The sequence below is a fragment of the Bacillus sp. FSL K6-0042 genome (genome assembly GCF_038006685.1).
Taxonomy (GTDB): domain Bacteria; phylum Bacillota; class Bacilli; order Bacillales; family Bacillaceae_G; genus Bacillus_A; species Bacillus_A pseudomycoides.
The window spans coordinates 659,620-674,369 of the sequence record NZ_JBBOVS010000001.1 but is presented as its reverse complement, the minus strand read 5'-3'; the positions used below and the strand labels follow the sequence as shown (position 1 = coordinate 674,369).

Annotated in this window: 16 protein-coding genes and 3 pseudogenes; 4 read left to right on the top strand and 15 right to left on the bottom strand. The window is 32.3% G+C overall.

What is annotated here, in order from left to right; genetic code table 11:
- The first annotated feature begins 9 nt into the window (after nucleotides 1–9).
- Nucleotides 10–453, top strand: coding sequence for a hypothetical protein (locus MHH45_RS03635; protein ID WP_016114969.1), 444 nt, complete (start codon nucleotides 10–12; stop codon nucleotides 451–453).
- A gap of 43 nt (nucleotides 454–496) precedes the next feature.
- Here the strand turns inward: MHH45_RS03635 and MHH45_RS03630 are convergent, their stop codons facing one another.
- From MHH45_RS03630 to MHH45_RS03585, 10 genes and pseudogenes are all read right to left on the bottom strand, one after another.
- Complete coding sequence (locus tag MHH45_RS03630) at nucleotides 497–1,705, bottom strand: L-lactate MFS transporter (RefSeq protein WP_016114970.1); 1,209 nt, start codon at nucleotides 1,703–1,705, stop codon at nucleotides 497–499.
- A 306-nt stretch (nucleotides 1,706–2,011) separates the two neighbouring features.
- On the bottom strand, nucleotides 2,012–2,155 hold the full coding sequence (locus tag MHH45_RS03625) for a hypothetical protein (RefSeq protein ID WP_016114971.1): 144 nt from the start codon (nucleotides 2,153–2,155) through the stop codon (nucleotides 2,012–2,014).
- A 53-nt stretch (nucleotides 2,156–2,208) separates the two neighbouring features.
- Nucleotides 2,209–3,231, bottom strand: coding sequence for a serine hydrolase domain-containing protein (locus MHH45_RS03620; RefSeq protein WP_016114972.1), 1,023 nt, complete (start codon nucleotides 3,229–3,231; stop codon nucleotides 2,209–2,211).
- A gap of 167 nt (nucleotides 3,232–3,398) precedes the next feature.
- Nucleotides 3,399–3,659 (bottom strand): heterocycloanthracin/sonorensin family bacteriocin, encoded by a 261-nt coding sequence (locus MHH45_RS03615; protein WP_088093698.1) that lies wholly within the window; start codon nucleotides 3,657–3,659, stop codon nucleotides 3,399–3,401.
- A gap of 503 nt (nucleotides 3,660–4,162) precedes the next feature.
- Nucleotides 4,163–4,609, bottom strand: a complete 447-nt coding sequence (locus MHH45_RS03610) for an NUDIX domain-containing protein (RefSeq protein ID WP_016114974.1) — start codon at nucleotides 4,607–4,609, stop codon at nucleotides 4,163–4,165.
- Between the two features lie 37 nt (nucleotides 4,610–4,646).
- Nucleotides 4,647–4,766: pseudogene (locus MHH45_RS03605) on the bottom strand (GNAT family N-acetyltransferase); the annotation flags it as partial.
- Nucleotides 4,767–4,988: 222 nt separating this feature from the next.
- Nucleotides 4,989–5,279: a heterocycloanthracin/sonorensin family bacteriocin gene (locus MHH45_RS03600; protein WP_082188763.1), complete on the bottom strand. Its 291-nt coding sequence runs from the start codon at nucleotides 5,277–5,279 to the stop codon at nucleotides 4,989–4,991.
- A gap of 548 nt (nucleotides 5,280–5,827) precedes the next feature.
- Nucleotides 5,828–6,166, bottom strand: a complete 339-nt coding sequence (cutA, locus tag MHH45_RS03595; protein ID WP_016132830.1) for a divalent cation tolerance protein CutA — start codon at nucleotides 6,164–6,166, stop codon at nucleotides 5,828–5,830.
- A gap of 31 nt (nucleotides 6,167–6,197) precedes the next feature.
- Entirely contained in the window at nucleotides 6,198–6,656 is a 459-nt protein-coding gene (locus MHH45_RS03590; protein ID WP_016132831.1) for a GNAT family N-acetyltransferase, read from the bottom strand.
- Nucleotides 6,657–6,823: 167 nt separating this feature from the next.
- A pseudogene (locus tag MHH45_RS03585) lies at nucleotides 6,824–7,018 on the bottom strand (nucleoside hydrolase); the annotation flags it as partial.
- Between MHH45_RS03585 and MHH45_RS03580 the strand changes: the two are divergent.
- Nucleotides 7,002–7,889, top strand: a pseudogene (locus MHH45_RS03580) (aminotransferase-like domain-containing protein); the annotation flags it as partial. The pseudogenes MHH45_RS03585 and MHH45_RS03580 overlap by 17 nt on opposite strands.
- Nucleotides 7,890–8,139: 250 nt before the next feature.
- Here MHH45_RS03580 and MHH45_RS03575 read toward each other — a convergent pair.
- Nucleotides 8,140–8,472: a GrpB family protein gene (locus MHH45_RS03575; RefSeq protein ID WP_016131421.1), complete on the bottom strand. Its 333-nt coding sequence runs from the start codon at nucleotides 8,470–8,472 to the stop codon at nucleotides 8,140–8,142.
- Nucleotides 8,473–8,781: 309 nt separating this feature from the next.
- Between MHH45_RS03575 and MHH45_RS03570 the strand changes: the two genes are divergently transcribed.
- Nucleotides 8,782–9,249: a DUF2306 domain-containing protein gene (locus MHH45_RS03570; protein ID WP_016114979.1), complete on the top strand. Its 468-nt coding sequence runs from the start codon at nucleotides 8,782–8,784 to the stop codon at nucleotides 9,247–9,249.
- Between the two features lie 275 nt (nucleotides 9,250–9,524).
- On the opposite strand, the gene MHH45_RS03565 is transcribed toward MHH45_RS03570, so the two are convergent.
- From MHH45_RS03565 to MHH45_RS03555, 3 genes are all read right to left on the bottom strand, one after another.
- Nucleotides 9,525–10,379, bottom strand: coding sequence for an alpha/beta fold hydrolase (locus tag MHH45_RS03565; protein ID WP_016114980.1), 855 nt, complete (start codon nucleotides 10,377–10,379; stop codon nucleotides 9,525–9,527).
- A 243-nt stretch (nucleotides 10,380–10,622) separates the two neighbouring features.
- Entirely contained in the window at nucleotides 10,623–11,519 is an 897-nt protein-coding gene (locus MHH45_RS03560) for a glycerophosphodiester phosphodiesterase (RefSeq protein ID WP_016114981.1), read from the bottom strand.
- 203 nt (nucleotides 11,520–11,722) lie between these two features.
- Nucleotides 11,723–12,928 carry an MFS transporter gene (locus MHH45_RS03555; protein WP_016114982.1) on the bottom strand — a complete coding sequence of 402 codons (1,206 nt, stop codon included), beginning with the start codon at nucleotides 12,926–12,928 and terminating at the stop codon, nucleotides 11,723–11,725.
- A 562-nt stretch (nucleotides 12,929–13,490) separates the two neighbouring features.
- Here MHH45_RS03555 and MHH45_RS03550 point away from each other — a divergent pair.
- Nucleotides 13,491–14,201: a hypothetical protein gene (locus tag MHH45_RS03550; RefSeq protein ID WP_170927919.1), complete on the top strand. Its 711-nt coding sequence runs from the start codon at nucleotides 13,491–13,493 to the stop codon at nucleotides 14,199–14,201.
- 33 nt (nucleotides 14,202–14,234) lie between these two features.
- Here MHH45_RS03550 and MHH45_RS03545 read toward each other — a convergent pair whose 3' ends face one another.
- Nucleotides 14,235–14,741, bottom strand: coding sequence for a DUF3189 family protein (locus MHH45_RS03545; RefSeq protein ID WP_016114984.1), 507 nt, complete (start codon nucleotides 14,739–14,741; stop codon nucleotides 14,235–14,237).
- Nucleotides 14,742–14,750: the final 9 nt, after the last annotated feature.

Sequence of the window (14,750 nt, the reverse complement as noted above, 5' to 3'; positions counted from 1 at the left end):
ATGGATGAAATGAAACCGCATAAAAAGAAAAGACTTAGAAAGAAAAAACGTAATCGAAAAACATTTAAGCAAATTGTATTTCAATGCTGGATCAATATTAAGAAGTTTTTTAAAGTACTGTTTGTTTTAGTGCTTTTTGGTGCGTTTTGGGGATCTTGTTATTACATATTTGATAAAGTATCGCATCGAGAATTTACAGTGTACCTTGCTTTAGCTTTTATAATTTGCTTTATGTTGTCCTATATTCTAGGGCATATTATCAGCAAAGTTAAGGACTGGAATTTTTCAAATGCAGATGCGGATTTTAATGGGGATATTGGAGGGTGTTTACTAGCTCTTATTTTATTTCCATTGTTTTTGTTATTATTTGGTGTAACATACTTTGGGGTGAACTACATTATTTATAAAATAACTGGAAATAAAAAATTTAATTCCTTCTCAAAAGAGCCCTAGTATTCATTTAGGGCTCTTTTCTATACAGAACACATACAAAATGTTAAGCTGTTTTTCGGTATAACTTTTGCGTTTCTTTCTTTTTCTCATTGCTCGGTGGTCGAATTAAAATAGAGATAATAAAGGATACAATACATAGTATACCGATTGTAATAAAAGTTGGTTGGAATCCACCTAACAGCGCTCCAATAAATGAACCTGCGAGTGCGCCAAAGCCAAAACCTTGATATACAATTCCATAATTTGTACTATGATTTTTCAAACCGAAGAAATCACCCACAATTGCTGGAAATATGGTAATATTTCCTCCGAAACAAAAAGCAACACTTGCAACACAAATAAAATAAATAGCATAGTTTAAATTCATAAAACTCAGTGTAAAAACAGATAAACCGATTACAATAAAAGTTGCTGAGACAATTTTCAATCGACCTATTTTATCTGATAATGTCCCAAGAATAATTCGGCCAACAGTATTAAAAATCGCAATCATTGCAACGGCATTAGCTGCGGTTGCTGCACTAAGTCCGACGAGTTGAACTCCGATATCTTTTACCATACCGATTAAATATAGGCCACTCATACATGATGTAAATAACATAAAAAACAATAAATAAACTTGTTTTGTGCGTAACATTTCTTTCGTTGAATAATCATTGCTTAAAGTTTCAGATACTGTTTCATTCGCAGCAGCTTCACGTAAGAAGAAAGATCCCGCAAGTATTACAATCAAAACGATTATGCCCCAATATAAAAAAGCTTCCGATACACCAACTGTATCAATTAACTTTCCATTTACGTATTTAAAAATTAAGCTTCCCATTCCGTATGCTGAGACTGATATACCAGAAATTAGGCCCTTACGATTTGGAAACCATTTAATTAAATTTGATAATGATGTGATATAGGCTGTACCATCTGCATAACCTACCACGACACCAGCTAGTAAATAAAGAAGTGGTAATGAGGAAACTTGTGAGCTAAGTATTAATCCAACTCCAAGAACAATTCCTGCGGTTGCGATCAGTTTACGAAGTCCCAACTTTCGTTGTAATTTACCTGCAAATAAAGTTGAAAATGATAAAGAAAAGCTGGTAATTGAGAAAGTAATAGCCACAGCATGAAGTTCCCAGCCGAATTTACTTACTAAAGGTTGATTAAATAAGCTCCATGTATAAATCGTTCCAAGACCAATTTGCACAATGATTGTGCCTAGGACAATCAGCCATGGATTTACAGATGCTTGTTTCATGCGAACTGTCCCTTTCTTATCATGACATGTTTTATCACAATTTAGTATATCCGTGATGAAATACAAGATACTAATTTAAAACTGGAAATTAAATTGGAGTCATTGTACAAAATAAACAAAAAGACACTTCGTTAAGAAGTGCCTTTTTGTCAATTAGATTATATACGGGTTTATTGTAAAAAAAAGCTGTGTTAAGATAAGACATTTTCAAATGCTTATATACATTATAGTACCAAATGATGTCTTTATTTTTATGGGGCTTAAGATGTATTTTTCTTTCATAAAAAAGTCTTATAACAACAAAAATTAATATTCGATTTCCTCATAATCTTTTGGTTGCGGAACAGTTTGCATATTCGCTGCATCTTTTGGATCGCTATATATAGCGTTTTGCTCAACACTTGTATCTTTGATGTTTTGTTTTTTACTTCTATTTGTTTGTTTTTTCATAAGGGTTCACTCCTTTTCTTTATAAAAGTAGTTATACCCTAATTCAAATATTTTTACTGGTATGTAGAGGATGATTTCGCGAATGTATCAGCGACTAAATTGCTAAATTCTCGTAAATAATACAAATAGTTGTCTCCCCCATAGTTATATCTTTTATTATACATTTTGGCAACGACAACATTATACTTGGGAATAACTAAAATAGTGGGTCCTGTAATGCCTAATATTTGATACGAACCTTTAGGCACCCTTTCCCCAAGTTCGCTTTGTATAGCGGGTGTGTTTTGAACAAACCAAAAGCAGCCGTTTTGAGGTAAGTCCATGTTTTCGTATTTTGGACTTTGAAGACTTGTTGCAATTTGAATAACCTCTTTCGGTACGATTTGTTTTCCATTTATGTATCCTTCATTTAAATGTAAATTTCCCCAATAGGCGAATTCTCTAGCAGAAACAAAAAGATTTTTTTCTGTTCCATCATCTAATATTCCAGTACTGCATATTGCTTCTTCATGAGGATTTACTATTACCTTTACTAAATTCTCATGATGCTTTTTTCGCCATCCTGTTTCTTTAAAACCTGCAGGTATAAAGATACGTTCTTTTAATAACTCAGGAAAACTTTTATTATATAGTTGATAAATAAGATGGGTCATCATACGTACGTTAATATCTCGATATGCCCACCTGTGTCCAGGTTCGAATTCTCGATAAATAGTTCCGTCTACTTTTTCATTTAAACCATGTGAATGGGTTACTAAATGCCTTAATGTTGTTTTACCAAGTAAATTTGTATCATATTCTTTAAAATAATCAACTGCGTAATCGTCGAGATGCTTTATTTTCCCTTCATATAGTGCATAAGCAACTGCTAAACCTAAGTAACTCTTTCTAGCGGAAGCAACATTAAATTGTGAAGACGCTGTTATAGTGGCACTGTTTTCAGTATTAGAATGATTTCCACTATAATGTTCAAGTACCACTTCATTATCTTTCATAATAAAAAGTGCTGCTGCAGAACTATGATTCCGTTCTTTTATATCTTCTACCCATGAAACTAATTTTTGGTATGTATGCAATGTCTCATTCACCTCTGTATGAAATGCTATATCAAATATTAATTTCGATGAAAATAGAAGATGTCCTTTTATTTGTTTAATTCACAAAATGAAAGAAAAGTGTCTCTACACTCTGAACATGTACATACACCTTTCTTTCATACAATAACTTCATTTATGTTACAAAGTTAAATGAACCACCAGCTCCAGCAGCTAAAGCAGCTAAAGCAGCTAAAGCATCCGCCACACCCGCCAAAACCGCCGCAACGTCCGCCAAAACCACCACAACGTCCGCCGCAACCACCACAGCGTCCGCAGCCGCCGCAGCGACGAGCATCTTCTTGTGCATAATAATATGGATATTGATTTTGATTATCCCAGTACACAACATTTCCAGGGTGATAATCATTTAGATTCAATGATTGCAGTTCTTGTTGAAATTCATTCATTTTAATGACCTCCGTTTATAAATTAAAGTTTCTATCCAGCATAACTCATCGGTGCTTTTCTATATGTATTACTTGTTTAATTGGCATAATAAACAGCAATAAATATAGAAGTTAGAAACCAATTTCAATACGTACAACAACAAAATATGAGCTTTTATTGGGTGATGTACCTTGTTCGGTTGCCTATTTTTAGATAGCTTGTATGTTGGATTCATTTTTATAAACAGAAATCATAAGGGAAAAAAACAGCTATCTACTTTGACAGCTGTTTTACAAGAAATTAAGATAATTCCCCGGAATTTTCATTGAAATCTATTATATGAACTTAACTATGTTGTGTCCGACTATACTAACTCTAGCATAAATTCTTCTCTCATTATTTTATTTTTATAAGATTCGTCACTTGCATCGGTGACTTAGTATGCAATTTCGAAGTACCGTCAGATGCTAAAACTTCTATTTCATTATTACGATTATTCACCACAACGAAACAAGGGTACTTTTTATAAATTTCTCAGCCAACAACTTGATAACTCCTCTTTTTGGAGTTTTTCTATTAATCTTCGGACTGAAGGTTCAGGCATTATTTTATATGCAATTAGATTTTCATTATTAGGAATAATCCAACTAAAATCCAGGTGAGACTCTTTGGAAATTGGTTCTATATCACTATGTAAGTCGTTACTATCAACTTCGAAAACATGATTAATTTCATAATGAAGTATTTCACTATCTTGCCACTGGTTTTCAATCACTCCTAAAAAGCGCTTAACTTCACAATTGATGCCTAGTTCTTCTTTAAGTTCGCGAATTAATGCGCATTCTGCAGATTCTCCTAATTCAACATGACCACCTGGTAGAAAAGAATGATGCCCTTTGTAGTTTGCTATTAAAAGCCTTTTATCTTTTATAATTATCCCTCTTACAATATGATGAAATTTTGTTTTCAATTAGGTTTCTCCTCTTTATCCATTTTCTTAATTAAAGTTAAACAAGTAAACGATATACTTCTTCTCCATCATAAACATGACCAAGATTTACAAAACGATAGCTTTCATATAACCTTTTTGCCCGAGTGTTCTCTTTGTGTACAGTTAGACGAATCTCTTATTCCGTACCTTTATTTCTTCTACCCATGAAACTAATTTTTGATATGTATCCAATGTACCATTCACCTCTATATGAAATGCTATATCAAATATTAATTTCGATGAAAATAGAAGATGCCCTTTTATTTGTTAAATTCACAAAATAAAAGAAAAGTGTCTCTACAGTTCATACTTGTATATACACTTTTCTTTCAAAAATATCTTTATTTATGTCACGAATTTAAATGACCCACCAGGTAGCACCATTAAAACCGTCAAAACAATTAGAGCAACCACCACAACCACCACAACCACCACAACCACCGCAACCAAAACAACCGAAGCAACCAAAACAACGGAATCCACCACAACGAAATCCACCGCAACGGCCACAACCGCCACAGCGACGAGCATCATCTTCAATATAGTAATATGGATATTGGTTTTGCTGGTCCCAATACACAACATTTCCAGACTGATAATCATTAAGGCTTAACGCTTGTAGTTCTTGTTGAAACTCATTCATTTTCATGACCTCCGTTTATAAATTAAAACCCCATCGATGCTTTCCTATATTTCTGCTCGTTAAATCTAAGTAGAAATAGCGCTATAAACTAAGTTCAATACGTGTACACCAACAAAATATGACCTATCACTAGATGATGCACCTTGTTCATATGCCTATTTTTAGGTTGTTTTTACTATGGGCTCATTTTTATAAATGGAAATTATAAAATATGAATTTAAACAATAACATTTAGCTTTATGTCATCATTTTCTAGTTCTATAGCTTAAGCGTGGTAGTTTTTTGCGTGATATCTTTTAGTCATAAAAAAACACAGATATTAAATTTTTAAAAAGATGAACTAAGAGTATATTAGTTTTTCGAGAAAGGGTACTTATATCATGTTTTTTTACAACGTAGTACTCTTGCATGTATTTTCATTAAGTCTTTATTATTATTTTTCGTTTTTCTAAAACTATTGTGAATAGATTTTGGATACACCTTTAAGTAATTTTTAACAAATGAAATTACAATACTAACTTCATGTTTTTTGAAAGTGATATCCTCCGAGAATATTAAACTTGTCCAAAATATTCATTTAGTAGTGGCATGATATAAATCATGGGTGTTTCGTAAGGGTGAATTCGATTAATTATGGTAAGTGCGTCTTTTACAATGTCTTGTTTACACCTTATTTCGACTTTACATTCTTGCCCTTCACATATTTGACCGATTTCTCCATCAAAAGGTCTTTCATTATCTAAAGGTCTCCAGTACCCTTTAACTGTGCTGTAAGATAGACAGTTATCGTAATTTCCGACCTTACAAGCGTGAATGTTATTTAATTCATCTCGTAGAGTTTCAATATATTCCTCTGGGATAAATATTTCGATTTTTACTTCATTAAATTCCATGCGCTAGATCACAACCTTTTCTAAATAAAAGTTAGACATATAAACGATATACTTGCTCTTCGTCATAAACATAATCAAGGTTTTTAAATCCATAACCTTCATATAACCTCTTTGCAATAATATTCTCTTTATGTACAGTTAATCGAATCTCCTTACATTCCGTAAATTCATTTGTAATCCATTTAATCATTTCAGCTAAAGCAGTTTTACCATATCCTTTTCCTTGATGATGCTCATCAATCATAAATCCGTTAATCCAATACATGTCCGATGTATTTGGTTCGAATGCATGCATAATGAACCCAATCATACTATCGTCGTCATAGATGGCGAATGGAATGTATTCGACATTTTCGCCATCTGGCTTAATATATACTTTCGCAAGTGATACTGCTACTGATGGTACAAATGTAGTTTGTTTCTTCGATACTTGTAATTTCAGTGCTTCTTCCCAGTTATCTCTTGTTATTATTTTTAATTGGATATTCATCGTATGGACTCCTTTTTGAATAACAAATTATACTATTTGAAAAATATCTTTCTTTCATAATTGTTTCTTTATCGGATTTTAATAGTTCGAATACACTTCTTATATATTCAACGATTCGCTATCATTCCCTCTCTAAAAGAATAGAAGCTCGCAATCTTTATACAAAATCACGCCATACGTATCATGACTTTTATAAAGTCTTGAATAAACATTTGTTGGTCCAATTCTAATGCAATACAAACTCCTGTAGATTTAGCACTTGGACGAAAATCAGCAAAAGTCTGTCCTTTTGATTCTCCCTGTGTATCGACAGTAACCTCTCGATATATATATTTAAGAGATGTAGGATTAATTAAAGTACTACAGTTAATATCAGTTGGTCTTTTGCATAGGGAATCCACAGTTCTACTTGAAAAGCCTTCATATTTATATTCGCTTCATGTATTTCAATCAGCAGATATACATCTTTCTGGAATATCGATGGATGAGTGTGGTATCGTACCAAGCGATTTGTCTAGACGAAGTAAATATAATAAAACGAAAAACATTTTATATTCTATCCCTTGTTTTCACAACCCAACAGGTGTCTTAATGTTGGAAAGTCGACGGAAAGAACTTATGAATGTTTGTGAAAAAGAACAACTTCCTATTATTGAAGATGATATTTATCGTGAATTATGGATTGATGAACTACCTCCACTACCATTAAAGGCAATGGATCAAAATGGGCACGTATTGTATGTCGGTAGCTTATCGAAAACACTTAGTCCTGGATTAAGAATTGGATGGGTAATTGGTCCAGAACCTGTGATTGAAAGATTATCAGACATAAAAATGCAAACAGATTATGGATCTAGTTCATTATCACAAAGAGTTGCTGCTGAATGGTTGTCTAGTGGTTTATATCAAAAATATGTAGCATCCGTGAGATTGCAGCTGAAAGAACGAAGAAAAATCATGATGCAAGCGCTGGACCTGTATTGTAAAGACATCGCAACATGGAATGCCCCTAGCGGAGGATTGTTTATATGGTTAAAGATACAACCTAAAATTTCAATGAAAAAACTATTTTCAAAAGCATTATCTAAAGGGATTCTTCTTAACCCAGGGCGTATTTATGAAGAAGAATTTGATCAACATATTCGTTTATCGTATGGCTATGTACCTGTCCAAGATCTTACGCAAGGAATCTATCAGATAAGTCAAATTGTTAGGGAATTAATAGAACCATAGAAAAGTCCTCTTCATTTAAGGAAGAGGACTTTCAAGCGGGTACTCATACATTCATATGTTAGGTGTTGACAACTTCCTGATACATTCTTCTCTACCTTTTCATAAACCGTCCAAATCAAATCTTTCAGTTAACTTATAATTGTTTAACCATATTGGTATATAAGAAAGATGAAAAATATTTTTGAAATTTCCAATTTAATTAGATTCTATTTGTTCTTCTATTACAAGTAGTAATTCCCACTTTTTCTTTTTAGTTTATATAAAGCGTCTTATTCAAAATCCCTTTTACAAAATCAGTTTTAGCTTCACAATAACCATCAATATTATATCGATAGTTCTCAGCTAATCGATATTTTAGTTCTTCATATTCTTTCCGCACAGCCTCATTAGCTGATAAATAATCCCGTAAAATATCAATAATTGGTTTTGCTGCTAACCCTTCCACAGAGGTACTACCTACATGCTCAATTCTTAAAATTAAATCGCCGATATAACTTTCAATCATTATTTTGATTTTCTTGAATTCCATTTTCCATTCAGGATTATAAGACATGATTTCTATTATTCTCGTTTTTTCAGCCATTATTATATACCTCCTTATCATAATTTAATTTTCTTCCAAATATAATAAATTGTTCATACGAATCCTCATCAAGCCCTAGAATTTTTGCAAAAGCAAGTTTTTTAGAACTATAATACCTTTTCAAATATGAGGTGGTTTCTTAAATTATGGTATACATTCTAAATCATCTAATAAAATATGATGAAAATTATTATAGCTAGAAGATGTTCTAGAAACACCTTAATTTCAATATATTAAGGTGAATCAAGGATATATTTCATCTCTTCTTCAATAAACCCAAAATATTAAATTAGCAAAGGAGGAAGTATATTGGATATCTTTCCCATACTTTTAATAATTCATATTCTATTTGGGATCATATGTTTAATTTCAGGAGCTGTCGCAATGTCTGCAAAAAAGAGAAAAGGAACTCATACAGAATGGGGTGAAGTTTACCATGCATCTTACGTTGTAATATTCATCACTGCAATTATATTGTCTATTTTACATTGGAATGAGATTGCTTATTTGTTTTATGTCGCACTTTTTTCTTATTCATTTGCTATTTATGGCTATCTTGCAAGAAAGAGACGCTGGAAGAATTGGATTCACCATCATATTAGAGGTATGCTAGGTTCATATATAGGTGCTGTAACGGCTCTTCTAGTGAACATAGGGAGTTCTATACCGATTTTAAATTTACTTCCTAAACTATGGTTTTGGTTTTTGCCTACATTGATTGGTACCCCACTTACAATAATTGTTGCAAAAAAATATAAAAAACATACAAACAAGTAAAGAGTTCTATTCCTCTTTGAAAAAATAGAATCGCTATTAATCATGCAATAAATATTCTGCTTCGATAACTGGATTCAGCGATTTTTTTATTACTACTCAATCATTTTAGTTCAAAGAAAAAGAATCCATTTAGATAAAAGACTTTTTATTAAAAGTCAAGATACTACTTGAAACCCTTTATTATTCGTGAATAGTTGAAACGAAGTGCCAATAAAAAATAGACGATCTAAGGAGCAGAAAACTTCTTAAATCGTCTATTTTGACTGTGTAAATTCCTACACTCTTGAAGTATGTTTCGAAATAGCGTTAATTATATTATCCCAATCATCAAAATGAATTTCATGCCCCGTTCCCTCTAGTGGTAGTAACGATGCATTAGGAATTTCATTCGCTAGAGCTAAGCCATGCTCATATGGAAGTGCCGTATCTTCGGTGCCGTGAATAACTAATGTAGATACATTTATTTCTTTTAATTTTCCCTCAAAGTAATCATCACCTTTAAGCAGTGTATGATTAAACATGCTGAGTAGATTGTTTGCTCGTTTTATTTCTTTTGTTACCTGCTTCGTAACTCTTTGTTCATCAAATTTATGCTTTGGTCCACAGAGTAATGCTGATCCTCTAACTAAATAATTCACAACAGATTCGTTTTCTGTCCAATCCAATTTACTTCCATTCGCATGATAAGCAAGAATTTTTTCATCCATTGGAGGTAAATTCCGATTGTTTTCATCAGACCCATAAATACTTGATGCAATCAAGGTCATTGTTAGGACCCTTTGAGGATGCCTTACTGCGATAATTTGAGCAATCATACCTCCCAAGGACATTCCAACAATATGTGCCTGATTAATATCGTATGCATCGAGCACTCCAACAGCATCATCCGCCATGTCTACCACAGCATACTGAGAACTTCCCGGTTCATAGGAAACGGAACGTCCAACATCTCGATTATCATATCGAATAACGAATCGCCCTGTATCTGCTAATCTTTTACAGAACTCTTCATCCCAGTAAACCATTGAACACATTGCTCCCATAATCAGTAAAGTAGCTGGATGATTAGGATTTCCAAAACTCTCTGTGCATATATCAATTCCATTAATTTTATTTATCTTTTCTTTCATGATTCATTCCTCATTTCATTCGAATTTGGTCATTTGAAAAAAGGTACATCAAGACAGCCCAAAATTCACTTTAGAAAAATGAACGAATAGAAATGTACCTGAAATTAACGGAAACGAATGAACTTAATAATCATGATAAGCACTCTCCTTATAAGAAATGAATAAGAGATTTAAGACCACTACTAATTATAATCTATTTTTGTAACTTAGGTTTATCTATTTTATTACTAAGGGGTGTTTTATTTAATCTTTTTTATAGGCTGCTAAAATTACATGCTGTAAACGATCCGGATAATTCGTAAACATCCCATCTACACCCCATTCAATCATCTTTTTCATATCTTCCTCTTTATCTACTGTAAATGGGTGAACTTCTAAGCCTTGTTTTTGTATTTTTGGGACATCGGTAGCATTCATATATGTATAGTTCATGCCCAAGCCCACACAATAAGTTTTATACGCCTTTAAGTCTTCATTGGTTAGTCTGACTGCTTTTTTGTGTGTTAATAATTGCACCAGCGGAATGCTAGAATTTAGACTATGAATCTTTTTTAAACTTTCTGTACTAAATGATTGGATGATTATTTTCTCCTTTACAATAGCGGGATCACTTAGTTGGTATCGATTCAGTATTTCTAAAAGCTTTTCTTCCATTCCTAGATAGTCCTCTGGTGATTTTGTTTCAATATAATAACGAGCATCATGGCCAAACGCTTCAATAATCTCTTCAAACGTTGGTACTTTTACGTCCTTAAATTCTTCTTTTGATAGCTTGGGATGTTTTTTATTAAAGAAGCTACCAGCATCAAGTCTTTTTATTTCTTCTAATGTATGATCTTTAACAAGTCCTGATCCGTTTGTTGTTCGATTTAATGTATTATCATGCATAGCAATTAAGTGTCCATCCTTTGTCATTTGAAGATCTATTTCTATATAATCACCTTTTAATTGTTGACCTAATTTATAGGCTGATATTGTATGTTCTGGAGCATATGCAGATGCCCCTCTATGAGCAATTGTTATGACATGGTCTGATTGATTCTTAGCTTTTATAAACTTTCTTTCTTTTATTTGCTGTAAAACAGCAATGCTTATTCCTATTAAGATGCAAATAGTTGTAGTAATAAGTGCTTTTTTCATAGTGATATTTTAACTCCTAATCTTATACTCTATTTATATATATTACACGATAAAATTTAAGCACGTATAAATATGTTATTAAAGCTTTGTAACAAAATCATTCAGTCTACAAAATAAACAATTGGATAGCTAATGTCTTAATAAAAAATAACCATCCTCTAAGGCTTGGATATACCTTAAAGAATGGTCGCTTTAAAACAGATTTACGATTCAATATTTTTAGGCACTTCTCTTATACCTTTAATCGGTAAGCAAGTACCTATCAGTGCAATTATAGTACAACCCATAAACATAACAGGTAACCCGTATACAGCAAGTATAGATAACGTACCAAAAATAATTAAATCCAGTACAGAATCTAGCACTGATAATAATGAAATTGTTGTTGCACGTACATGTGATGGAATTATATCATTACTCAGCTGTGAATAAATTGGATATCTTATTGCTCTTACAAATCTTAATATAATAAATGCTCCTAAAACGATCCATAACGTATTTCCAAAGCACGCTGCTAATAGTAATCCACAGACAGCTAATGCACCTGAAAGATTTAATAAAAATATACGAGAGAATTTTTTGGTTAACCATCCTATTGAAATAGATGCAAAATATCCGCCTACTGCAGCGACTGCATATAATATACCAATTGCAAATACAGGAACTCCTGCATTTTTCAAAAGTAGTTGATCATAGTTGTCAAAAACCGCACTCGCTGGAATAAATACAAGTGATATATTTAAGAACATGATGAGTAATTGAGGTGCTTTTCGAATAACTTGTATTCCTTCGATTACTTGTGAATACGATGACTCATTATATTCAAATTCCACCGCCGGATTTTTTATAAATAAAAGTAAAATTAATTCTACGAAATGAAAAAGAAGTCCGAGTGTAATTAAAATAAAGAATTGCTCTTCCTTCAAATCTTTCGCAAAATAAGATCCGAAAATAACAGCAATCAACATTGAAATAAAGCTAGCGGATTGAATTTTCCCCATCGCTTTATCCATAAGATGTTGTTCATTCGTTTCTTTTAAAGATTCGTATATTAAGGCTTCATCAGCACCCGAAAAAAAAGTGACTGATAAACCATTCAATAAGCTATATAAACAAAATAGCCATATGTTATCAGCAAATAATAAAAGGGAAATACTTATAATTTTTATGCAAGCACCTGTTATAAAAGAGAGTTTTAAACCGAATCGATCTGCAAAAATGCCTGCTGGTACTTCTCCAATTAGAACTGCTCCACTCCAGCACATCAATACAATAAAAACATTTGAAGGAGTTAATCCTCTTTCCACATAAAACAACGTCATAACCGCTTGTAAAAAGCTAATTGTTCCAAAAAAATGTACCCAAAATAAAATAGAAATATTATGATTTGCCAGCGTACACTTATCCAAACGTTCTCCTACTTTCCGATATTTATATTCTTTGCGGAAGCAGGAGTGTTAAATTAGCTTAAATGCTATTCACTCCTCTTCCTTCATTTGAGAATCGGTTTAAATTTTTTAACATGTGAATTCCTCCTTACGTTTAGTTATGTGTATCGTAACAAAAATTCTTAATATTCACAAAGAAATTTTATAAACTGGATAAGATTGTCGAAATGGAAAAAGTGGTATATAATAAGCAGTAACATTACTAGTAATTATTTTAGGTATTCCTAGAATAAAGGAGCGATACATATGAAAATTACTATTTATTTCGGAAGTCATGAAGATCAAGATGTACGTACAATGGATTGTCATTTAGATGTAGACGATGCAGAAGAACTTGTCTCTGTTTCATAATATAAATTACAAATAAAGTGGGTTGAAACCTCTTCCCTATCACGTTTAAGACACCTTTAAAAGGTGTCTTTTTTATTGTTTTTTGATGAAAATCCCTTTACTTTGTAGCGATTAAATAGTAAAATATAAATATGCGAACAAACGTTCTTTTATTTTAATCGCACTTGAAGGGATGACTTTTACAATGGCTCAAAACAAGCGCAGAGGAAGAAAAAAGCATACACCTACTATCTCAAATACAGGCTTTATCGGCTCTGTGTTTATTGATACATTGGAACTACAAAAAAAATCCTATTATTTTGCCCGTAAAAAGTTACAAATTGTCCATCATGTATTAGATGGTCTTGCAGGAGCAACAAGTTCTTTATTTAAAGAACATAATATATCCGCACATATGTCTTGTGTGTATTTACATAAACAAAAGAAAATCGGTTTTGTTCTTTCAACAAAACCTTTTGAACAAGCTGATGGTGTTGCTTATTTTAAAAATTACTTAATTGAAAAGAATTTTTATGATAAGCAAGACGCCGAATTTCAAGAAGTATTTAATACAGGCTTTATTGGGGTTGTATTTGCTGACATATCTAGTATTGATCGTTTTAACTTTGATTTTGAAATGAGCATGCTATCAAAACTAATGAAGGATATGATTATTCCTATAAAGGAACTTTTTTTACGTCATAATATCCCTGCTTATATCTCTACTTCCCATTTAGAGGAACAAAATAAATTAGGGTTTGTTTTATCTGTAAAACCTTATGATGAACGTGCAGAAGCAGATTTATATTTTGAAACATATTTAAAAGAACGTGGCTTATACATTGGTGATGAAGAAGATGAAATTGATAAAATTGTCATTCGAAAAAAAGTTGAATTGATATAGAAAAAATGCAGGATTCCAATAAATCCTGCATTTTTATTTGAAAGTTTCATTCTCTAAAATAACAACATAATCATTAGTCATTCTACCCGCTTCTTTTGTATAATCAACAAGTCGTTGTATATTATCACAACACAGCTTTGCTCCCCATACAAGTAAGGGAACACCAATAAAATCAATATGTAATCTTCTTGAAAACAATCCTCCAAACGTCATAGGAAGTGGAACGGTTGGTGAAGTATTTGAAAAAATGATTTTTTCATTGTTTTGATACTGATGTTGAAGAATTTCCGCTAAATTTTTCATGGATGGAACAACTACTTTTGATGCCCCATGTCCTACTGTATAAACCGGATTTCCTCCTTCGTCCCTTCCATGAAAAATGATTTTTCCCATATCAGACGTTTTAAGCTTATTAAAATAGTCCACATTTAAAATTTCTTCTTTTGTCAGTCTTCGATCAGTGGGGAGTTTGTTTAAATGATATGCTGCCGCAAGTGAAGTTGTATGTGTTCCGCCAAAATCTGTGTAAATAAAAATCATAATACCATC

Excerpts from the sequence above, each read along its gene's own strand:
- MHH45_RS03635 (WP_016114969.1), top strand. The coding sequence starts at position 10 with ATGAAACCGCATAAAAAGAAAAGACTTAGAAAGAAAAAACGTAATCGA.
- MHH45_RS03630 (WP_016114970.1), bottom strand. The coding sequence starts at position 1,705 with ATGAAACAAGCATCTGTAAATCCATGGCTGATTGTCCTAGGCACAATC.
- MHH45_RS03625 (WP_016114971.1), bottom strand. The coding sequence starts at position 2,155 with ATGAAAAAACAAACAAATAGAAGTAAAAAACAAAACATCAAAGATACA.
- MHH45_RS03615 (WP_088093698.1), bottom strand. The coding sequence starts at position 3,659 with ATGAATGAATTTCAACAAGAACTGCAATCATTGAATCTAAATGATTAT.
- MHH45_RS03600 (WP_082188763.1), bottom strand. The coding sequence starts at position 5,279 with ATGAAAATGAATGAGTTTCAACAAGAACTACAAGCGTTAAGCCTTAAT.
- cutA (WP_016132830.1), bottom strand. The coding sequence starts at position 6,166 with ATGGAATTTAATGAAGTAAAAATCGAAATATTTATCCCAGAGGAATAT.
- MHH45_RS03590 (WP_016132831.1), bottom strand. The coding sequence starts at position 6,656 with ATGAATATCCAATTAAAAATAATAACAAGAGATAACTGGGAAGAAGCA.
- MHH45_RS03575 (WP_016131421.1), bottom strand. The coding sequence starts at position 8,472 with ATGGCTGAAAAAACGAGAATAATAGAAATCATGTCTTATAATCCTGAA.
- MHH45_RS03565 (WP_016114980.1), bottom strand. The coding sequence starts at position 10,379 with ATGAAAGAAAAGATAAATAAAATTAATGGAATTGATATATGCACAGAG.
- MHH45_RS03560 (WP_016114981.1), bottom strand. The coding sequence starts at position 11,519 with ATGAAAAAAGCACTTATTACTACAACTATTTGCATCTTAATAGGAATA.
- MHH45_RS03550 (WP_170927919.1), top strand. The coding sequence starts at position 13,491 with ATGACTTTTACAATGGCTCAAAACAAGCGCAGAGGAAGAAAAAAGCAT.
- MHH45_RS03545 (WP_016114984.1), bottom strand. The coding sequence starts at position 14,741 with ATGATTTTTATTTACACAGATTTTGGCGGAACACATACAACTTCACTT.